Genomic DNA, 19,723 nt, shown 5'->3' on the forward strand with positions numbered 1-19,723 from the left:
TGCGGCCCGAGCGAAGCTTTCAAGCCGCCCGGGCCGCATGCCGGGAACTACCCCGCCCGCCTCTGGCGCCGGTGCAGCCGCGCCCGCCGGGCCAGCATGTTCATGCCTTCGACGAAGGCCGAGAACGCCATCGCCGCATAGATGTAGCCCTTCGGAACATGCGAGCCGAAGCCCTCCGCGATCAGCGTCATGCCGATCACCAGCAGGAAGCTGAGCGCGAGCATGACGATGGTGGGGTTTTGTTCGATGAAGCGCGATAGCGGGGCCGCCGCGACCAGCATTGCGGCAACCGCCACGATCACGGCAATGTACATGATCGCCACATGACTGGTCATGCCCACGGCGGTGACGATGCTATCGATGGAGAACACGAGATCGAGCATCAGGATCTGGGCGATCGCGGCCCGAGGCGTCAGCATGGTGTGCGCGGCCGACACTGTCTCGTCCGCGAGTTCGTGCACATCGCCCGTGACGTTGTGGTGAATCTCCGTCGTCGCCTTCCACACGAGAAAGAGCCCACCGCTCAGCAGAACGAGGTCACGCCACGAAAACGCATGGCCGAAGAGCGAAAGCGCGGGCTCGGTCAAGCGCGTGATCCACGCCACCGTGCCGAGCAAGGCAAGACGCAACACGAGGGCGAGCGCGATGCCGATCCGCTGCGCCTTATAGCGATGCGTTGGCGGCAGTTTGTTGGTGACGATGGAAATGAACACGAGGTTGTCGATACCGAGCACCACTTCCATGGTGACGAGTGTCACCAGTGCGGCCCATGCGGCCGGGTCTGTGGCGAGAGCAAGAAGATTGTCCATGTTCACCATTGCCTCAATGATCGAACCTCAGTGATCGAACCTCAGTGATCGAACCAGCGATATTGAACCGCGACCGTGACGATCTGATAGTTGCCTGCGGCACGGGTAACGAAGCCGCGCGAATAGGCGAGCTTCGCAGACCAGCCGTGGCCCAGCGGGACCGCGAGCGTCACGCCCCCGCGCGCATTGGCCTGGCCGGTGCCGGCCGGCCCGTCATTCACGCTGGTGGCGCCCCCCTGGGCATAGCCGGCATCGACGGCGAGCCAGAACCCCGGCCGAAAAGTGTAGCCGCCATGCAACTGTGTGACGATGAGCGGGGCCTGGTGTCTGATATGACCGTTGAAAAAGTCCCCGTTGTTCGTGAAGAACCAGGCGCCGGCCGAAACCTCGAAAAACCAGTCGCCCCAAGGTTGCGACAAGCCGATCTCCGGCTTGAACGCCCAACGGTTGTTGCCGATGTTCACGAGATGCGACGGAACGTATTGGCCCGTCGGCGCCTGCACGGTCAGGCTCGCGCCGAGCGAAGTGACGGGTTTCGCCTGTGCGAACGCCTCCGGGGAAAGCGCGGGATTGCCGATCAGGTTCAGCGCGAAACGCAGTTGCATGTCGCCGATGCCTGCGCGATGAATCTCCGTGGGCGCGCCAATGACGAGCCCGCTCATATTGCCGCTCATGAAGGGCTGCGCGAAGCCTATCGATGCCGTGCGGTTTGCGAGTGCGAACGTGCGCACGTAGCCGATCACGTAGGTACCGATTCGCGCGCTCACGCCCGATATCGGCAAGGACGGGTCGGTGAGCACGTCGCCGCTCACATGCGCGTAACCTGCGATGACGAAGTTCGTGCCAACGGGCGAAGCGGAATACGTCCGCGGCTCCAGCTCTTGCGCGTGCAGGGCATTTGCCCGCCAGAGCAAGACAGCGACGCAGAACCAGACACAACGCCAGTGAGCCGTTCGTCTGCTCATCGCGGTTCGATCCGATACGCCGGCTGATGCCCGGCACATGGGCGCGCCTGGACGGCGCGCCCGCAAGGTCACACGACACCGTAGCAGCGCCGCGTTCACGGCTGAACAGGTCTTTGGTCGGACTGCCAATGATCGGTCTCGCCCGCGCTCTTTCGACGAAGCGTTCCTTTCGATTTCGAGTCCTGTTCAATCCCCTTCCGGCATCTTCGACGAATGGTGGCTGGTGATCAGCCAGGTGTGCCCATTCCAGCCATAGGTGAACGTATAGCGCGCCTTGACCACGGTGCCGTCGGCGTACTTGAACGAGTACAGTCCCGCGTCGATGGCCGTGTTGCATTCGATCATGACAAAGCGGAAGTCGATCGTGCCGACGGGTTTGTGTTCAAGGAAATGCTTGAAATAGTCCTCCTTTTCCTCGACGCTCAAACGCGGCTTGTTCGATACGGTCGGCAGCAAGATCGAGCGCCGCGCATAGTTCGCGACGACCTTCGCCGGGTCGCCGGTTTTCAGCGAATCGTTCCAGCGATCGAACAGTGAGGCAATCTGCTTCTCCGTGGCGGGATGGCAGGCTTCGGTCTTCGCGTATGCCCCATGAAAGGCAACACCGAGCACGACGGCAACCGCGCACGGCCTCGACAGGCGGCTATTCATGATTGACCTCGATGAAAACCGAACGGCCCGCATGGCATGCGAGCGTCACTCGCGATCGCGATCGGGCACCTTGCTCCAGCCCGGCCCGGGGTCGAACGATTTCATGGCCTGCGCTTTCGCTGCACTGTCCGGCCCGAGGTCGCGCTCATAAACCTGACCCGAATGGCTCACCATGAACGTCTTGATGCCCGTATCGCCGTACTTGACCGGCCAGCCGATCACCGCGAAGCCGCCAAAGAGCTTGCCCTTCACGACGTAGTCGTAGGCGCCGCCGGGCGCGTTGGGTCCCTGTGACTCCAGCAGCTTGAAGCGGTACCCGTAATAACCGGCGTTCTGTGCATTGCGCGAACTCGCATCGACGAAGGCCGCGCCGAGCGGGCTCGCCGTCTCGTCGGGCCCGCTTGGCCAGTACAGGCCGTCTTGCTTGCCGGGCGAACTCACCAGCTTCGAGGCGTAGGCGAGCACGCCGGCACCGTCGTGATTGGTCTGCGCGTATTCGCGCTGCGCGTCGAAGATCGCGAGCATCGCCTGGATGACGGCCAGCTCGTTGCGGCCGATGCGCCGCAAGCGTATTTCCCGGGCGCCAGCCCGCGTATCGAAGTGCCATCCCTGCTCGCTCTTGACGAGCGGAACCGGGAACGTCCAGCCATCGTCGCCCACGACGATGTGCGCACGCCCGGGCTCGCCTGGCTCGACGGCATGGGACTTTGCCCACTCGGCGATGAACGTATCCCGCACCGGGGCGCCGAAGGGTGGGATCAGCTCGCGAAAGTCGTTGCCGAAGATCGTGCGCAACGCGTCCTCGCGGTCCTTGACGACGGCGTCGCCGAACGCGTTCATCGCAGCCTCGGGCGAGCTGAAGTTCTTCTGCGCGTGCGCGAGCGGCACCGTCGCGACCGACAGCGCGACGACCGCCGCGACGTTCGCGAACATCAGCGTGAGCCACTTTTGCATGTCTCGTGGACGAATGTTCATGGTTCGCTCCCTAGCGCCTGCCACCGCGTCCACCGCCGCCGCGCATGCCGCCTCCGCCCGCGGACCGGTTAAAGCCAGAGCCCTGCATGCTTCGGCTGCCCCGATCGAAATTGCGCTGCGAGGCGCTGCCGCTACCCCCGACGCCCGAGAACGCGCCGTCGCGCCCGCCGCCCCCACCGTATCCGCCGCCATAGCTCGCGCGATTGCCGCTATTGACGCGGTTCGCATCGCCGATGGAACTGCGACTGCCCAGGCCGCCCGCGGATCGGTCCGCCACCGACGCGCGATTGCCTGCGCCGCTAACGTCCATGTTCCCAGCCCCGTTGCCCGCTCCCGGCCGGTCGGCCGTGGCCATGCGGTTGCCCGCCTCGGCCGTGCGCCCGCGATACTGGGACCGCCTGTCGGCCCCGGGTGCGCCGGCGAACTTGTCGCGCGTGGCGTTGTCGCGGTAGGCGACGCCCTGTCGATGGCCTGCATCGTGTTGCCAGCGGCCGCCGCCCCGCTCTCCGTTCTTGAGCTTCGAACGGTCGAAGTTGCGGTCGACGTTCCGGGCCCTGTCCGAGTTGATGTTGACGTCGTCTCCGCCCCAGCACGAATTGCAGTCCGCGAAGATCGCTCCGGCAGCAAGCAGGCCGACGCCGAAGGCGAGCCCCGCGCCCGGATAGTAGCCGGGGTAGTAGGCGGGATACGGCGGCCAGTAATAAGGCGGATAGGCCGGATAACCCCAACCGCCATACACCACGGTCGGGTCGTAGGCGGGCACATAGATCACCTGCGGATTGGCGGGCTCGATCTTCACGATGGTCTGCCCGCCGCCAGCGGGTGCCTGTTCGACGACCACGTTCTGCTGCTCGTTCGACTTCAGGTTGCCCGACTCCTGCGCCCGCGCCCGCAGCCTCTGCACCGCGGCGAACACGTCCTTTTGCTGGGCGAGGAACGCGTCGCCGAGCTTCTGTGTCCAGTCCAGCTTGTCGTACATCGGCTCCAGCACCTGGGGGAACGCCACCAGCGACTTCACGCTCGTGTCCCAGGTCTGATCCTGAACGGCCTGCACGGCGGCATCGCCCTTTATGTCCGGGTGCGCCTTCACCCAGCGCGCCGCATAGACGACTTCGAGCGGGTACGTGGACGCCATCAGAACCTGGGCCAGAACCGAGTCGGGATAGAGCGCGATCGGCGCGACCAGCGCCTCGATCTGCTCCGGCTTGTAGGGAGCCGGGCCATCAGGACTACTATCGGCAAAGACAGGCGCCGCCACCAGCATGGTGACCCACACGAGCGCGGACTTCATCCATCGTTGTTTCCAGTTGGTCATGTCCCCTCCGTGCGGCGGATGTCGACGCGCGCAACGATGTCCCCCCTCCAGCGGCGAAGCACGCCGCATGGGCCGTAGCGCGGCCCGCACCGCCTACCCGCCCAGCGCAATGATCGCCATCGTCAGCAGAACGCCGAGCGCGATCATGGCAAAGCCCGCCTTCATCGCCCCTGCCCCGGTGTAGCGCCCCAGCGCGCAGCCCGCGACGAAAAGTATTGCCAGGGTCAGCACGCGCGAGGCGATGAGTGCCGTCGTCACATCCTTGATGACCAGAAACGGCAGCGCGACCGGGAAGGTTCCCAGAACGACCAGCAAAAAGATGCCCAGCGCGCCGACGAAGTCATCGCGTCCAAGAGTGGCCCGAGGCGGCAGCGTCGCGGCAGTCGCGAGGCGTGCCCGGATCCGCTCGAGATCGGCGTCTTCGACGAGCGGCTCGAGCTTCTCGGGCAAGGCGTCGCGCAAGGCCCGCACGGCGGCCGCCTGGTCCTGCTCGCGCTTCACGGTCTGCGCGAGTTTCAGACGCTGCCCCCGATCGGCGAGCGTGCGCACGAGATACATCACGGCGTCGGCAAGGCCCCATGCGAGATTGCATCCGAGCGCGGCGAAGAACATCTTGTACCCTTCGTCGACGCCCGCGGTGACTGCCTTGACGGCGCCGACGAACGTCAGTGCCATGAAGAGCCCAAAACACAGCTCGCAGACGCGATCGACAGTATTGAGAATCGGCGTGCGCTGTTCGGGTTCGGCGTGTCCGGCTGGTGTGAGAGTGCTCATATGGCCTCGACTCAGGATAGACAAGGCAGACCTTGCTCGACATACCCGCGTGGAGCGCCGGTACGAACAGACATCGAAGGCCGGCAGCTCACATCGTTCGCGACGACTTCGGATGCGGCGCGCCGCGTCACTCGCGGCGCGCGATGGCATCCATGGCGCGGAGCACCACCGGATCCGCTTTCGGCCAGCAGGAAGCGGCGCTGGCCGCGACACTGGCGTCACCGTCCATGCCCAGCGCGAATATGCGCGCTGGGCGACCACCCGCGGAACGCGGCGTGCGTCGAGCGATGCGCACCTCGTGATTCGCCAGCAATTCCCGCAACGCCCGCTGCACCTCGCGCTGCCCGGCGCCCAGTTCCTGCGCCATCTGCGGCGCCGTCAGCTCCCGGTCGCCGGCCAGCAGCGCAGCAATCGCCCCGGCAAGTCCCTGCGACTGGCTGTGCTCCGCCGGGATGCTGCGTCGCCTTTGCCTGCGAGTGTCCATCGGGCGAGGCGGCACCCGTTTCGCCCGGACCGCCAGATGCGCTTTGACGCCTTCGCGGTTGCCATTCCCCTCGGGCGTGGCACTGGCACGCGATCCACTAGTACGAGCCGTTCGGCAGCGCTGGTCGATATCGATCCGGCAGAATGGGCTTGCAAAGATTTCGTGCAGATGCGCGTCGTGAAATCGTGAACACAGCGCACGCCTGATGGCTTCCCAGTCGTCGAAGATTCCGCTGTCCGCAAGCTCGAAGGCCCGCCGGCGGATGATCTCCCGACATTCCGTTGAATCGATACCGTCGCTCTCTTTCATCTCGCTTTCCCATGACTGCGTCCCCCCGCCCCCGCGGGGCATTCGGGGCAATGTGACGTGGCATACGCGCGGTGCGCGATATGGCCGGCGAGCGTCCCCGGCAACGCGACGAGTCGCGTGACACCGTGACCGCCTGCACGGCGCGATTTCAGGGATCAGGTTAAGCATGCGGAGCCAAAGGCGATATCGGACTTTCGTCCGATACATCGCCGCTGCCGTTTCGATAGTGGTTTGCAGTAGTGACCCGTTGCGCTTTGTCTATGCTTACGTTGATCGACAACAGCTCGGTCTGTTGCGCAGCAATCAAGTCGGCCGGACTGATGAAGGCTATTTGTAAGACTCGACGTCCCCAGGGTAGGTACTTATCGCAACGGCCGACGCTCTGTTCCATTGCCGCCACGAGCAACCTCAAGCACCGCTTGCCCTCTCGGTCGCCCAGGGTACCGGACCTTCGTCCGATGGTTGCCAGTTCAACGGCCTGTACCGAGGCCTTTGCCCGCGACGCTTCGCGCCGCCATCACGGACGAAGCTCAGGCGTATCGAGACAACTGGCGACAAGCATGCGTACCAGCTCGGCGAGCGAAGCCGCTTTCATCTTCTCCATCACCCGTCCCCGGTGATCGATGCGCCGCTGAACCGTTCGCGCTGCCCGAACAGACGTTGCGCAAGCGCGACCGCTGCCCGGGCCGTGGCGCCGATCAGCACGGTGGCCTCAGGGTTCGATGTGTTCCGGCGCTGGATTCCGGCTTCCGGGGGTACCATAATCAGTTCAATGACTGGGTAACAAGCGCTGGGCAAAAGGGCCGCCTGGGGACGCCATTTTGGTTCCCGTGGCGTCATTGAGCGCGGGCTTTCCGCGCGCCGGCGACATCACTCCGCCAGAGCCGTGGCTCGCGCGCTGGCGCACTGGTGCCGATGAGGTTGACGCACGCGGCTGGCATGCTCGTGCTGCCTGTTCGGCATGCCGCAGACAACGAGCCACGCTGACTATCGTCGTGTAGGGGATCGTTGCCATGCGTTTCGGCTCCCTGGCTCATCTCGTTGCGGGTCTCCTGTGCGCGTTTGCCCTGGGCGGGGCGATTGCGACCGTCAACCCGCCCGCGCCGGCGTCTGTGCGTCCTCCTGCGACGAGGCAACTGAGCCTGAGCAACAAACCCTGGCGGGGCGACTTCGACGGCATGCTGGAGCGCCGCTGGATCCGGGTGCTGGTGCCCTACAGCCGCACGCTCTATTTCGTCGACAAAGGCCAGGAGCGTGGCCTGACGGCCGAGCTCGTACGCGATTTCGAGCGCTATGTGAACGATACCTACGCCGACCGTCTCGGCAAGCGCCCGCTCACCGTGGTCCTGATCCCCACCACACGCGACCGGCTGCTGCCGGACCTCAATGCTGGCCTGGGCGACATCGCGGCGGGAAATCTCACGGTGACCGATGAGCGGCTGAAGCTGGTCGACTTCGTGGCCCAGATCGAGGGTAACGACGTGCGGGAGGTGGTGGTGACGGGGCCCAAGTCCCCGGTGCTCGCCACGGTGGATGACCTCGCCGGCAAGACGGTGCACGTGCGCCGCTCGTCGAGCTATTACGAGAGCCTGAGCGCACTTGACAGACAATTCCGCGCAAACCGCAAGCCGCCGATCAAGCTGGTGCTGCTGCCCGATGCACTGGAAGACGAGGATGCGCTCGAAATGCTCAACGCAGGCCTGCTGCAGATCCTCGTTGTCGATAACTGGAAGGCCGATATGTGGGCGCAGGTTCTGCCGAACATCACGGTACACGACGATCTTGCCGTGCGAAGCGAAGGTAAAACCGGCTGGGCGATCCGCAGGAACAGCCCACAGTTGCGGGACGCCATCAGCGGTTTCGACAAGAACTACGTCGATCTTCGCAGCGTTGCCGAGTACCGTCTCGAACAGTACATGCGCCGCTTCAGGCAGATCTCCAACAGCGCCAGGGCGGCCGGGTTGAAGCGCTTTGAACAGACCCTGGCGATTTTCCGGCAGTACGGTAACCAGTACAGGTTCGATCCGCTGATGCTCGCTGCACAGGGGTTCCAGGAGTCGAGGCTCGACCAGCGTGCACGAAGCCCCGCCGGCGCGATTGGCATCATGCAGATCACGCCCGCGACGGGCAAGCAGATGGACGTAGGCAATATCAGGGTGACGGAGTCGAACATTCACGCCGGCGCAAAATACATGGATCATTTAATGACCCGCTATTTTCCCGACGCCCATTTCAGCGAGGATGACCGGTCACTGTTCGCCTTCGCGAGCTACAACGCGGGCCCGGCCAACATCGCCAGAATGCGCAAGGAGGCGGCAAAGCGGGGGCTTGATCCCAACAAGTGGTTCAACAACGTGGAGATCGTCGTCGGTGAAAAGATCGGCATGGAGACGACCACATACGTTCGCAACATCTACAAGTATTACACCTCGTACCGCCTGATCACCCAGGCCGAGGCGAGCCGATCGAGGGCGATGGCGAAGGCGCGGCAGTAAGACGAGCGGCTCCCGGTTACTGCGTCAAAGTCCATGTTCGTCAGTTCCCCTCTCACTCGGCTACTGTTGGATTCAAAAATGCGACCCTTGCGGTTCGCGCCCGCTAACTGATTTTGTGGTGGGTGACCACGCCATTCAGCCTGAGAAAGTGTTCTTCACGTCGTCCCCTCAACATGGCCAGGTCCGTTCGCAAGACCGTTCGCACTTCGTCGAGCCACGGCACCAGGAAGTCTTCAGCGCCGCCCTCCATCTCCGCAAGGCGGTCCACGCGGGCCCTGATCTCGGCATCGAGATTCAGCATGGCCACCAGCAGGTCCTCGCTACGTTGCCGCATCGTCTTCGCTCCATGTCATCATCTGGTTTTTCACTTTCGCATGATTCGTGAAGCAATCCAGCTCAAGTGCGGGGTTCATGTCTCGCTTCTTCACGTGCCGCGCGTGTGTGGCACGCGACGCCTTCAAATCCGGCTTTTTTTGCTTTCAGGAGGCCGCAATTCAGCCATTCCGCAGCCGAATCGGTAGCTGTCGTTCGAAAGCAAGTAAGTCACCCATTTTTTTCCGAGACAGTTCAATCCGTTTGTCATTCCGCGCCAAGCGGCACGACAAGCATGGTTCGGGAAGTCGGCACTGCTGACGGTCGGGTCCAGGGTCCGTGTTCGTCCGCGGCACTGCGTTTCGCGCAATTCCCGAGCGCCACCATCGCATGAAAGGCTGCGGAGACCGGGTCCGTCGTGGGCGACGTTCTCGCAGTGCCCGTCGATCGTTGTGTGCGTGGCGTTCGGTCTTTGACGGGAGCCAGGCCACGCTTGAAATGGCGCTCGCCACTTCGGCTGTCGCGGTGTGAAACATGCAGGTCGCCGCGCAACGCTAATGTCCTGAGCGCGTTTGTTAATCGCCGGCCAGCGACACCCGAGGCGGCGGCCAGCTGCGCGACGCTCCGTTGCGCTCCATCCGCCAGCACGCTCAGTAGTCGCGCTTCCAGCGTCCCGACTAACCGTTGCTCTGTCGTCATCTCCCCTCCGTCACTCAAGTTGATAAGTCAACTATAAATGACACTGTAAGGAATTTGTATGCGTCGGTGTGTCGCCAATGCCTGTTTAAATCGGGCTGTCTGAATTGTCGGAGCGACGTGGCGCAAGAATAGCGGGCAGCATGGAGCTTTAAAGCGATGCAGTGCTGCTACGGTCATAGGACTCGTTGTGTCTGGCGCTCATGCAGGCGGATTCGATCACGAGGTCGCCCACGACAACAGCGGTATCTGGAACAGAAATGTTCAGCTTGCGCTGGAACGATTGCGCAGGATACGGCCTCGAGCGTCGTGGCCCCCCACATCATTTCGATGGGTCATAAGCTCGGTCTGGAAATCGTCGCCGAGGGCGTGGAGTCCGGCGCCCAGGCGGAGTGGCTCCGCGAGCGAGGCGTTCAGTACGGACAGGGCTGGTATTTCGCGAAGGCAATGACGGCCGATGAACTCGTGATCTGGGTCGTCAAGCATCGCGCGCGGCATGAGGCAGGCAGCCTGCCCACCATGTAGTTGTGCCGATCGTTTGTCTGGTGCAGGCGTTGCTGGCCGCGCGAACGACCGCCAGCCCTGGTGGCTTCAACCGGTCGAAGCGCCAGGGCAGAGGCCGCACGAACGCGCCTGGCCCAATCGCAGGCGCCCGGCGCTCACCGTCACCTCGCGGCCGCAGTCGCACCGGCAAACCCACAGACCGTCGCCGGCGTAGCGATCCGTCGTGAGCTGGCCGAACACCTCGCCGCCCCGCAGCGCAGGCGAACCGGGACGCGACCGCCACACGCGCCGCTGTGCACGGCAGCCGCAATCGCGCGTTTGGCCGCCCTCCACCGCGTCCAGCCCGGCGCTCACGTAATTCCCGCAGCGGCACTTCCACAGCCACACCCCGGCGCCGCGATACTGGAGCGCCACGAGATCGCCGAAGCTGCGACCCGTGACATCGCGACTCGGCGGGAAGGGCCATTCGGGAGGCAAAGGGGGACGGATACGCTGGTTCACGAAAGTTCGATGGGATTCGGCATGTACATGCAAGTGTAACCGCCGGCTCCCCGCCAAGCGCGCGGCTCATCACGGCGAAACCGGTTGGTTAGCGTTAACGCTGGAAATGATGCACAATCGCCCGTCACAAGAAATCCACTGAAGGGATACGGGAAATGCGTCCTGTGCGGACCTCCATACGTGCGATCAGGGTAGCCGTCGCCGCGCTCTGCGCGATCGCCTCGACGGCTGGTTGCGCGCACAACCAGATGCCGGTTCCACAAGAGGCGGCGGCGCTGGCGCAACCGTTGCCACCGCTGAAAAACGTGATGGCGGCGCACTTCAAGATCGGTGCGGCGATCGAAACCGATTCGATCGACAGTCCCGCCGACGCTGCGCTACTGGCCGCGCAGTTCTCCAGCCTGACAGCGGAGAACAAGATGAAGCCAGGCACGATCGGCGTGGCCGAGGGCAAATACAACTTCGAACCGGCCGACAGGATCGTCGCGTTCGCTCAGGCGCACGGCATCGCGGTGCGCGGCCACACGCTCGTATGGCACTTCCAGAACGCCAACTGGAAGGAGGCGCCGGACTGGTTCTTCGCCGGCAATGCGAACGATCCGCACTACCGCGATATCGTCGCCGCGCGGCTTGAACGCTATGTCACCGACGTCGTCGCGCACTTCCGCGGCAAGGTCTATGCGTGGGACGTCGTCAACGAAGTGATCAGCGACGATCCGCAACACGTCTATCGCGAAGAGAGTCCGTGGTACCGCGCACTCGGTAAGGACTACATTGCAATCGCGTTCCGTGCCGCGCGTGCGGCCGACCCGAACGTCAAGCTCTACATCAACGAGTACGGCACCGACGACCCGGGCAAGCGCGCGAAGCTGCTGGCGGTCATACGTGATCTACGCGCGCAGGGCGTGCCGATCGACGGCGTCGGGCATCAGATGCATATCAGCGTCGGCTGGCCGCCGCTGCCGAACATCAAGCAGGCCTTCGACGAAGTCGCCGCGCTCGGACTCGAAAACCAGGTCACGGAACTCGACGTGAGTCTCTATTCCGACCCGGGCGAATGCTGGCACGATCCGAAAGCGTGTCTTCCGGATCTCGGCAATCCGGTCCCGAGCGACATCCTGCGCGCGCAGGTGCAACGCTATCGCGCGCTGTTCGACCTGTTCGAGCAGGAGCCGAGCATCAAGGCCGTTACGCTCTGGGGCTATTCGGACAAGCACACCTGGCTCACGTCGACGCCCGTGCCGCGAACCAATCTGCCCCTGCTGTTCGACGCGGATCTGCAGCCGAAACCCGCGCTGCGGGCGATCGTCGACGCCTCGTATCGACCTTGATATGGGTCCAGATGCTTGCCCCTAGGACCTAGGTCCGATTGACCGTGCATCCACACGTGGCAACCTTCGAGAAAGTTGTCCGCCTGCTCACGCAATAGCGTGTGTCGCGCCGCTCGCGCGCGCCCTCCCGGCGCTGATTGGGCGAGAGAACGGGACGCACGCCGCACCTGCACGTACCAGACCAACAGGGGAAACCTGATGCGAGCCTGCCGATATGTGGTGCTTTGCGCCTTGCCCTTCATGATCGTCGGCTGCAACACGCCGCCGATACCGCCGGGCAAGCCGGTCGATATCCCGACTGCGCTCGGGCAGGTTCTCGAGGGTCTGTGCAACTTCAAGAAAGATCAGGCTGGCCGCAAACAGGATCTGGGCTTTGCCGTCGACTCCGTCACGGTGGAGCTCGACCTGACCGTCGACGGCGCGCGGACGCCCGCCGTGGCGGTCGCGCCGGATATCCAGTTCATTCCGACGGTTAGCTATGGGCAAATCATCACGGCGAACAGGGGGAGCAGACTGACCCTCACGTTCAAGAACACCGGCAGCGGCGGTCACGGCGGCTGCGACGTCATGGCACCCGTCAAGTAGCGACTATCCTCGCTCGCCATGGCCTATGGCTCAGTGCGAGCAAGACGGCTCGATCGAGGTCTCCAATGGGTCTGCTTACCTGGTTGTTTGGCTCAAAGACCGGCGCGAACACCGGTTCAGACGATGCGGCTTCCGATCGAAGCGGCAAGCGGGGCGCTAGCGCGCGTCTCGACGCGATGATGGATCGCGCAGTCGCGATGCATCCCCGTCTGCAACTCGCACGGCATTACGAGGAGCGCCTGAGGAGCGCCATGTCCGTTTCCCTCGGCCACATCGACGATTTGATCCGTCTGCTGCCTGCGCCCCACGAGGCCAGCATGGCGGCCTGGGCTCACGATCCGTTGATCCGCACGTTCTTCGCGACGCCCGACGACATACCCAAGGCGTTCAGCCGCTCGGAAGAATTGCAGGCGCATTTCGCGCAGCATCCGGACGCGACGCAAGCCTACGCGACGCTCGGGATGGCGATGTTCGAGCGTCACGTGCTGGGCGTCGCGCTCGAAGGCGACGCCGTGCGCCACGACGTGACCCAGACCACACTGTCTTTCACCGATCATCGCATCCCCATCTGCGGCACTAGCGATGCCGGACTACGTGAGGAAATGACGCGCCGGCTGATCGATCAACTCGCGCTAGAAGGGCTGGCCAGACTCGCCGCCGATCGACGCGATCTGGTGGCAAAAGGTCGAGAGCTTCTCGAAGCGCGCGTGAAGTTGCTCGAACGCCAGGGCGTGGGCATGCGCTCCGTGGTCGGAGCGGCACCGGCTGCCGATTCGAAAGAACTGCTGGATTTGCAGGCGCAAATCGAAAAGAACGCAGGCGAACTTGCTGCCCTTCGCGCGCCGACGGAAGTCATCGAGCTCGAACTGGACCGGGTCTGCGACGTGTTCTCCCACCCAGCCGATCATATCTATGTCGAAAAGCGCTGCGTGCGTCTCGATTTGATGAACGTGGTGAGGACCGACGACACGCAGGCGAGCCGCGAAATCGAGTTTCGTGTCGCGCGCGTTCCGGGCGATCCGCCCACCATGCGCGCGTTCACGCTCGTCCGCTTTCCCCGCGCCGAACTTCTGCCCGCCGGATTGCATATCGACGCGGCAACGCGCGCGATTTGAAAGCGTGCAGCAACGCACCGGTGCGCGCCGGTGCGCATGCCTCGCCCGCCTACGCCATGATGTGAACCCCGCCGTCCACATAGAGCGTCTCACCCGACAATCGCCGGGCATAGGGTGTCGCGAGAAACGCGCAGGTGAAGCCGACGTCCATGATGTCGACGAGTTCGCCGAGCGGCGCGCGTTCCGCCGCTTGCGTGAGCAGCACGTCGAAGTCCTTCAACCCCGATGCGGCGCGCGTTTTCAGGGGCCCCGGCGATACGGCGTGCACACGGATTTGCTGCGGACCCAGCTCGTACGCCAGATAGCGCGCGCACGCCTCCAGCGCCGCCTTGACCGGACCCATCACGTTGTAGTTGGGGACGACCTTGTTCGCGCCGTGATAGCTCATCGCGAACATAGCGCCGCCGTTCTTCATCAGCGGCGCCGCGAGGCGCGCCATGCGCACGAACGAATGGCATGAAATGTCCATGGCCGCAGCGAAGCCCTCGGCCGAACAGTTCAGCAGGCCGCCCTGCAAATCGTGCTTCGGCGCCCACGCGATGGAATGCACGAGCATGTCGAGCTCGCCCCATTCACGCGCAATGCGCTCGAATACCGCCTCCAGCTCGCCGTGTTGCGACACGTTCAGCGGCATGAAGATGGGCGCGTCGAGTTCTTTTGCCAGCGGCGCCACGTGCGGCTTTGCCTTCTCGTCGGCATAGGTGATCGCGAGCTCGGCACCCAGCTCGCGGAACGCCTTGGCGCAGCCATAGGCAATCGAATGTTCGTTGGCGATGCCCGTCACCAGCGCCTTCTTTCCCTTCAGGACCGTATGTTGCGTGCTCAGGTTCATCGGACTTTCCCTCGGCAGTCGTGCAGATTCACGCGATACCCGCCACGTCGCGCGTGTGGCGGGCGATCATGAGTTCTTCGTTGGTCGGTATGACCCAGACGGCGACCTTGCTCGATGCGGTGCTGATGCAAGGGCCGCCCGATTCGTTCGCACTGCTGTCAATCTCCACGCCGCACCAGCGGGCCTGTTCGCAGGCCCGCCGCCGGATCTCGGCGGAGTGTTCGCCGATACCCGCCGTGAACACCAGCGCGTCGAGCCCTTGCAGCGCGGCGGCGAGCGAACCCAGCTCGCGTCCGATGCGATACGCGTACAGATCGATGGCGAAGGCCGCGCGCGGGTCGTCGCTGGCCAGCAGGGTGCGCATGTCGCCCGAAATGCCCGAAACGCCGAGCAGCCCCGAGTGGCGATACAGCAGGTCCTCGACACCGCGCGTATCCATCTTCAGCGCATCGAGCAGATAGAGGATCACGCCTGGATCGAGGTTGCCGCTGCGGGTGCCCATCGGCAGTCCATCGAGCGCGGTGAAGCCCATCGTGCTCGCGACACTGCGGCCCGCGGCCATCGCGCACAGACTCGCGCCATTGCCGAGGTGCGCGACGACGGTGCGGCCCTTCGCGGCATCGGGCGCCACGTCGGGCAGGGTTCGCGCGATGTATTCATAAGACAGACCGTGGAAGCCATATCGACGCACGCCTTGCTCCGTCAACGCCGCCGGCAGCGCAAAGGTGGAAGCGAGCGCTGGCTGCGTCGCATGAAACGCGGTGTCGAAACACGCCACCTGCGGCATGTCCGGGTCGCGCGCGGCGATGACACGAATCGGCTTCAGGTTGTGGGGCTGGTGCAGCGGCGCGAGCGGGATGAGCTTCTCGAGTTCGTCCAGCACGGCCGGTGTCGCGGCCACGGGCTGCGAGAACGCCTGGCCGCCATGCACCACGCGATGCCCGATGGCTACGACACGGTTGCCCTCGCGGTGGCTGCGCAGGAATTCACCGATGTACGCAACGGCCTCCTCATGTTCGAGATGGCCCGCGCCCCAGTCCTTGTCTCCGGTCTGGTGGCCATGTCCATCGAACGCGACGAAACGCGGCGCCGATAGCAGCCCTTCGATCTGCCCGCGCATGATGAGCCCGAGCGTCTCCGACTGCATATCGAATGCGCTGAACTTGATGCTCGATGAACCCGCATTGAGTACGAGAATGACGTCGGCCATCGCTTTACCCCATCACCCGCGCATCGGCTCTGCGCTTTTCCGCGACGAGCGAGGCCACCGCGCAGGAGGCCAGCCGCGTGACGACGGAGTCGGCACGGCTCGTCAGGATGACGGGCACGCGCGCGCCGAGCACGATGCCGGCGGCATCCGCGCCGGCCAGAAACGACAGGCTCTTCGCCAGCATGTTGCCGGCCTCCAGGTCGGGCACCATGAGCACGTTCGCGCGTCCCGCCACCGGCGAATCGATTCCCTTGATGCGAGCGGCTTCGGGATCGATGGCATTGTCGAGCGCGAGCGGACCGTCGACGAGCGCGCCGGTTATCTGGCCGCGGTCCACCATCTTGCACAGCGCGGCGGCTTCGATCGTCGATGGCACCTTGGGATTGACCGTCTCCATCGCCGAGAGCAGCGCGACCCGCACTTCGGGAAAGCGCAGCGCATGGCCCAGATCGATCGCGTTCTGCAGGATGTCGGCCTTCTCGGCGAGCGTGGGCGCGATATTGATCGCAGCGTCGGTGATGATGAGCGCGCTCTCGTGTCGCGGCACATCCATGACGAAGCAGTGACTGACGCGGCGTTCCGTCCTGAGACCGCCTTCGCGGCTCACCACCGCGCCCATGATTTCGTCGGTGTGCAGGCTGCCCTTCATCAGCGCTTCGGCCCGGCCCTCGCGCACCAGTTCGACCGCCCTCGCGGCCGCGGCGTGGCTGTGCGGCACATCTTCGATCACGCAACCCGTGATATCGAGATCCTCGCTCGCCGCGACTTCCTCGATGCGTCCACGCGGCCCCACGAGAACCGGTGCGATCAGGCCGAGTTCCTTCGCCTGCAACGCGCCTTCGAGGGAACTGCGATCGCAGGGATGCACCACCGCGGTGGCAAGCGGCGGCAGAGACCGGCAAATCTCGATCAAGCGGTCGTACTTTTCGTGCTGACGATTCACGATGCCTCCTTGAGTCCTGGCAAGACCTGCGCGGTCGGTGCGTCCTGAACCTGACGTTTCGTCGCGGCGGAGCGCGACGCGCTCGCACGCTCGAGCGGCAGCAATTCACGGATCTTCTCGAGCATGCTCGCCTGGGCAGCGGTCGGCTCCATCTGTTGAACGCGCCTGTCGGCAAGCAGCTTGTCGACCAGTTCGAGCAGTTTCTCGCGGTCTTTCCTGTCCGCCAGCAGACCCGGCAGCGTGGCGAGCGCCTGCTCCGGCTCGTAACGCACGATGATCTCCTGCTCACCGCGCACGCGCCGCCATTGGTCTTCGGGAAGCTGGGGCAGATACGCGGCATAGTCCTTCGCGAGCTCGTGCCGCAGGGCGAGCAGGGCGAGCGGAAGCGGCTCGCCGTGGCGCGCGAGCAGGCAACCGGCGCGAGCCAGCGCTTCGGTATAGCCGCCCTCACGCATCGACGCCAGCGCATCCCTCACGAAAGGCAGATCGCGCGGATCTCCAAGTCCCGCAGCGCGCGGCGCTTGCAATTCGTCGCCCTGCTCGACGGAAAAGAGGTTTCCATAGAACGAAAAGAAAGCGCTCTCCGTCATGGCGTCGCGCATCGCCCGATAGAAGTCGAGCGATGCACTGACCATTTCGGATCCATAGTGCTCGAACGCCTTCAACCGGGCCTCGTCGCGCGTTTCCTCATGGGCTTCGACACGCCGTTTCACCCTGACCGCCTCCGCAGTCGGGCCAAGCCATGCGAGCCAGGGATTCATGTCCGAGAACGCCCAGCGTTGCGCGCGCAGTGGATGGAACTGCCGCTGCAGGTTAGCCGTCGTTTCGTTCGACATGGCGCGCACCCAGGGCTGCAGAAATAGCTCATAAGCGCGCTGGTTCATTTCCGAGACGCGCTTGACGGCCTCGAACGGCTGTTCATCGATACGCTCGAACCGGTTCAAGCGCCCCGCGACGTCTTCGAGCCGAAACTCCTCGAACGACACGTCGTAGTGTGTCTTGCCGTCTTCGCCCCGCTGTTCGGCAATCGTCATGCCGTATAGTCCGGGCGGAAAGTCTTCGATCGATTCGAGCACGGACGTGATCTGCTGGTGTTCCTTCTTCGCCACCTTGCCCGAAACGAAAATGCCGAGATGGCCGATGCTCTGATGCACGAGCCCGACGATCACCTGACCGCGCGCCTTGATCTCCTCGGTGCTCCCGTAGATGTCGGCGACCCAGTTGAAGGCCTGCTGCGGCGGCGTGATGTTGTCGCCCAGCGAAGCGAACAGGATGATCGGAGACTTGATACGCCGCAGATCGAAGGCCGCGCCGTCAAGACCCCGAACCTCGCCCGCCCAGAGCTTGTTGCCGACGAACAGGTTGCGCGTGATCCACTCGATCTCCTCGCGGTTCATCAGGTAGTAGCTGCCCCACCAGCGCTCGAAATCGAGGAAGCGCGACGGCTCGGTATCGATGTTGTCGAACACGTGATAGTACTTGTCCCAGAGGCTGTTGGCGGGATTGAGGTTTTCGAAGTTCTGCACGAGCCACGCGCCGTCGAACTTGCCGTTGCCGAGATCCGCGGTCAGCGACGCGAGCCACGTGCCGCCCAGCATGCCGCCGGAGTAGCGCATCGGATTGTCGCCCTCGCCTTCGCTCCACGCGCCGCTCCAGTAGGACATCGGGGCGCCGATGATGACGAGCGGGCCCGTATGGTCGGGGTCGGAACTCGCCACCATCATCGCCGCCCAGCCGCCCTGGCAGTTGCCGACGATCGCCGGTTTCTCACTGTCCGGATGCAGTTCGCAAACCTTCCTGATGAACTGCTCTTCCGCCGCGCAGACATCGAGCAGCGTCTGGCCCGGTTCAGGGTCGCGGAAGAAGATGACGAAATACACGGGGTGGCCGGCCCTCAGGGCAACGCCGGCCTGTGAATCGTCCTTGAAGCCGCCGATGCCGGGACCATGGCCCGCACGCGGATCGATGATCACATAAGGACGCTTGCTAACGTCCACGACCACGCCTTCGGGCGGCAACAGACGCACGAGCGCGTAGTTGACGGGCCGCGGCAGCTTGCGGCCGTCGATCACCAGTTCATGGTCGAAATGAAGAACGAGTTGAAGGCCGTGGCGCGCCTGATCGACGAAAGCGTTTCCGCGCTGACGCAGGGTGTCCCAGAAGAGGATCGAACGCTCGACGACATCCTCGGCGTACCGGTATCCAGCCCAGGGGTCCAGCGCGGTCGTCCATGCAGGGCTGCCCGCTGCGGGTTCGCAGTGGTCTTGCAGATGCTTTGCCGCATCCGTCAAACGCTGACTGAGTTGCGTCTGCGCGACTTCCGAACGCTTTGCGAGAAGCCGGGCAACCTTGCCGCCGATTTCCTGGCTGCGCGCAACTTGATTGGCTACGTCTGTCATTGCATCACCTTCTGATCCGCTAAGGAAAGGGAGAGAACACGTCCGCCGCCACGAGGGTCCGGGCGGACGCGGACATCTGCGACTCGTATGCCGGGCAATACCGGGCGAGTCGCTTCGCATAACAGCCGAAATAGACGGCGGTGCTCTTGTGGAAAACGAGTCTCAATATCGAGCGACAACCGGGAATTCTGGACGGCTTACGGAATAAAAGGATTGCTAACTACTATTCGTGCCAGTCACACTCGTGGCGATGGAGGCGGATAGGGACGCTATCTCCAGTCACCCTGGCAGACCTGTGTGACAGATTCGTTACGGGATTTCCCGTGACGATTGGCGATTCGATGGGCGATTCGATTCGTCCGAAGTCAATCGTGCAGCCGCTCGGGAAGTTTCTCTATAGGACCATCGGCCCATATCCAGCCGATACGATTGTGCCATGATGGAAATCAGCGGAACACGGGGTAATGCTGTGTGGGCCGCCCGCCTCCCGTCAATTACGGTCGGCACTCGCGGCAGTC

General features: G+C 64.0%; 18 protein-coding genes. 5 read left to right on the forward strand and 13 right to left on the reverse strand.

The features are described 5' to 3' along the window. Positions 1-47: 47 nt before the first annotated feature. From BMI01S_RS24070 to BMI01S_RS24100, 7 genes are all read right to left on the reverse strand, one after another. The gene (locus tag BMI01S_RS24070; protein ID WP_028213652.1) at positions 48-809 is read right to left on the reverse strand and encodes a TerC family protein; all 762 of its coding nucleotides are present in this window, start codon (positions 807-809) and stop codon (positions 48-50) included. 41 nt (positions 810-850) lie between these two features. Next, positions 851-1,774, reverse strand: a complete 924-nt coding sequence (locus tag BMI01S_RS24075; RefSeq protein ID WP_051381639.1) for a transporter — start codon at positions 1,772-1,774, stop codon at positions 851-853. Between the two features lie 186 nt (positions 1,775-1,960). After that, positions 1,961-2,425, reverse strand: coding sequence for a protein kinase (locus tag BMI01S_RS24080; RefSeq protein ID WP_042290825.1), 465 nt, complete (start codon positions 2,423-2,425; stop codon positions 1,961-1,963). 45 nt (positions 2,426-2,470) lie between these two features. Next, positions 2,471-3,400, reverse strand: coding sequence for a DUF2950 domain-containing protein (locus BMI01S_RS24085; protein WP_081723678.1), 930 nt, complete (start codon positions 3,398-3,400; stop codon positions 2,471-2,473). A 10-nt stretch (positions 3,401-3,410) separates the two neighbouring features. Beyond that, positions 3,411-4,715, reverse strand: a complete 1,305-nt coding sequence (locus BMI01S_RS24090; RefSeq protein WP_028233152.1) for a DUF3300 domain-containing protein — start codon at positions 4,713-4,715, stop codon at positions 3,411-3,413. 93 nt (positions 4,716-4,808) lie between these two features. Next, positions 4,809-5,489, reverse strand: a complete 681-nt coding sequence (locus BMI01S_RS24095) for a VIT1/CCC1 transporter family protein (RefSeq protein ID WP_028233151.1) — start codon at positions 5,487-5,489, stop codon at positions 4,809-4,811. Between the two features lie 127 nt (positions 5,490-5,616). Continuing rightward, on the reverse strand, positions 5,617-6,282 hold the full coding sequence (locus BMI01S_RS24100; protein ID WP_028233150.1) for a hypothetical protein: 666 nt from the start codon (positions 6,280-6,282) through the stop codon (positions 5,617-5,619). A 1,013-nt stretch (positions 6,283-7,295) separates the two neighbouring features. Between BMI01S_RS24100 and BMI01S_RS24105 the strand changes: the two genes are divergently transcribed. After that, complete coding sequence (locus BMI01S_RS24105) at positions 7,296-8,777, forward strand: MltF family protein (RefSeq protein WP_036047463.1); 1,482 nt, start codon at positions 7,296-7,298, stop codon at positions 8,775-8,777. A 103-nt stretch (positions 8,778-8,880) separates the two neighbouring features. Here the strand turns inward: BMI01S_RS24105 and BMI01S_RS24110 are convergent, their stop codons facing one another. Then, the gene (locus tag BMI01S_RS24110; protein ID WP_028233148.1) at positions 8,881-9,111 is read right to left on the reverse strand and encodes a hypothetical protein; all 231 of its coding nucleotides are present in this window, start codon (positions 9,109-9,111) and stop codon (positions 8,881-8,883) included. A gap of 983 nt (positions 9,112-10,094) precedes the next feature. Between BMI01S_RS24110 and BMI01S_RS44065 the strand changes: the two genes are divergently transcribed. After that, the gene (locus BMI01S_RS44065; RefSeq protein ID WP_238327993.1) at positions 10,095-10,310 is read left to right on the forward strand and encodes an EAL domain-containing protein; all 216 of its coding nucleotides are present in this window, start codon (positions 10,095-10,097) and stop codon (positions 10,308-10,310) included. 66 nt (positions 10,311-10,376) lie between these two features. Here BMI01S_RS44065 and BMI01S_RS24120 read toward each other — a convergent pair whose 3' ends face one another. Then, positions 10,377-10,790, reverse strand: coding sequence for a hypothetical protein (locus BMI01S_RS24120; RefSeq protein WP_154671558.1), 414 nt, complete (start codon positions 10,788-10,790; stop codon positions 10,377-10,379). A 155-nt stretch (positions 10,791-10,945) separates the two neighbouring features. Between BMI01S_RS24120 and BMI01S_RS24125 the strand changes: the two genes are divergently transcribed. The 3 genes from BMI01S_RS24125 to BMI01S_RS24135 all read left to right on the forward strand — a co-directional run bounded on the left by BMI01S_RS24125 (position 10,946) and on the right by BMI01S_RS24135 (position 13,821). Continuing rightward, entirely contained in the window at positions 10,946-12,121 is a 1,176-nt protein-coding gene (locus BMI01S_RS24125) for an endo-1,4-beta-xylanase (RefSeq protein ID WP_042290829.1), read from the forward strand. A gap of 240 nt (positions 12,122-12,361) precedes the next feature. Continuing rightward, positions 12,362-12,706 carry a hypothetical protein gene (locus tag BMI01S_RS24130; RefSeq protein WP_081716141.1) on the forward strand — a complete coding sequence of 115 codons (345 nt, stop codon included), beginning with the start codon at positions 12,362-12,364 and terminating at the stop codon, positions 12,704-12,706. Between the two features lie 65 nt (positions 12,707-12,771). Beyond that, positions 12,772-13,821 (forward strand): hypothetical protein, encoded by a 1,050-nt coding sequence (locus BMI01S_RS24135; protein WP_042290831.1) that lies wholly within the window; start codon positions 12,772-12,774, stop codon positions 13,819-13,821. Positions 13,822-13,870: 49 nt separating this feature from the next. Here BMI01S_RS24135 and fabI read toward each other — a convergent pair whose 3' ends face one another. The 4 genes from fabI to BMI01S_RS24155 are packed head-to-tail and all read right to left on the reverse strand — an operon-like array spanning position 13,871 to position 19,205. Further along, positions 13,871-14,653, reverse strand: coding sequence for an enoyl-ACP reductase FabI (gene fabI, locus BMI01S_RS24140; RefSeq protein WP_028233146.1), 783 nt, complete (start codon positions 14,651-14,653; stop codon positions 13,871-13,873). Between the two features lie 28 nt (positions 14,654-14,681). Further along, positions 14,682-15,863 (reverse strand): acetate/propionate family kinase, encoded by a 1,182-nt coding sequence (locus BMI01S_RS24145; protein ID WP_028213639.1) that lies wholly within the window; start codon positions 15,861-15,863, stop codon positions 14,682-14,684. A gap of 4 nt (positions 15,864-15,867) precedes the next feature. Further along, positions 15,868-16,806: a phosphate acetyltransferase gene (locus tag BMI01S_RS24150; RefSeq protein ID WP_028213638.1), complete on the reverse strand. Its 939-nt coding sequence runs from the start codon at positions 16,804-16,806 to the stop codon at positions 15,868-15,870. Further along, entirely contained in the window at positions 16,803-19,205 is a 2,403-nt protein-coding gene (locus BMI01S_RS24155) for a DUF3141 domain-containing protein (protein WP_042290833.1), read from the reverse strand. The genes BMI01S_RS24150 and BMI01S_RS24155 overlap by 4 nt, the downstream gene beginning before the upstream one ends. Positions 19,206-19,723 lie beyond the last annotated feature (518 nt).

Origin of the sequence: Paraburkholderia mimosarum LMG 23256 = NBRC 106338 (assembly GCF_000739815.1) — a bacterium.
Taxonomy (GTDB): Bacteria; Pseudomonadota; Gammaproteobacteria; order Burkholderiales; family Burkholderiaceae; genus Paraburkholderia; species Paraburkholderia mimosarum.

What these genes read in the sequence shown, in the direction of transcription:
- BMI01S_RS24070 (WP_028213652.1), bottom strand. Translation starts at nt 809, where the DNA reads ATGGACAATCTTCTTGCTCTCGCCACAGACCCGGCCGCATGGGCCGCA.
- BMI01S_RS24075 (WP_051381639.1), bottom strand. Translation starts at nt 1,774, where the DNA reads ATGAGCAGACGAACGGCTCACTGGCGTTGTGTCTGGTTCTGCGTCGCT.
- BMI01S_RS24080 (WP_042290825.1), bottom strand. Translation starts at nt 2,425, where the DNA reads ATGAATAGCCGCCTGTCGAGGCCGTGCGCGGTTGCCGTCGTGCTCGGT.
- BMI01S_RS24085 (WP_081723678.1), bottom strand. Translation starts at nt 3,400, where the DNA reads ATGAACATTCGTCCACGAGACATGCAAAAGTGGCTCACGCTGATGTTC.
- BMI01S_RS24090 (WP_028233152.1), bottom strand. Translation starts at nt 4,715, where the DNA reads ATGACCAACTGGAAACAACGATGGATGAAGTCCGCGCTCGTGTGGGTC.
- BMI01S_RS24095 (WP_028233151.1), bottom strand. Translation starts at nt 5,489, where the DNA reads ATGAGCACTCTCACACCAGCCGGACACGCCGAACCCGAACAGCGCACG.
- BMI01S_RS24100 (WP_028233150.1), bottom strand. Translation starts at nt 6,282, where the DNA reads ATGAAAGAGAGCGACGGTATCGATTCAACGGAATGTCGGGAGATCATC.
- BMI01S_RS24105 (WP_036047463.1), top strand. Translation starts at nt 7,296, where the DNA reads ATGCGTTTCGGCTCCCTGGCTCATCTCGTTGCGGGTCTCCTGTGCGCG.
- BMI01S_RS24110 (WP_028233148.1), bottom strand. Translation starts at nt 9,111, where the DNA reads ATGCGGCAACGTAGCGAGGACCTGCTGGTGGCCATGCTGAATCTCGAT.
- BMI01S_RS24125 (WP_042290829.1), top strand. Translation starts at nt 10,946, where the DNA reads ATGCGTCCTGTGCGGACCTCCATACGTGCGATCAGGGTAGCCGTCGCC.
- BMI01S_RS24130 (WP_081716141.1), top strand. Translation starts at nt 12,362, where the DNA reads ATGATCGTCGGCTGCAACACGCCGCCGATACCGCCGGGCAAGCCGGTC.
- BMI01S_RS24135 (WP_042290831.1), top strand. Translation starts at nt 12,772, where the DNA reads ATGGGTCTGCTTACCTGGTTGTTTGGCTCAAAGACCGGCGCGAACACC.
- fabI (WP_028233146.1), bottom strand. Translation starts at nt 14,653, where the DNA reads ATGAACCTGAGCACGCAACATACGGTCCTGAAGGGAAAGAAGGCGCTG.
- BMI01S_RS24145 (WP_028213639.1), bottom strand. Translation starts at nt 15,863, where the DNA reads ATGGCCGACGTCATTCTCGTACTCAATGCGGGTTCATCGAGCATCAAG.
- BMI01S_RS24155 (WP_042290833.1), bottom strand. Translation starts at nt 19,205, where the DNA reads ATGACAGACGTAGCCAATCAAGTTGCGCGCAGCCAGGAAATCGGCGGC.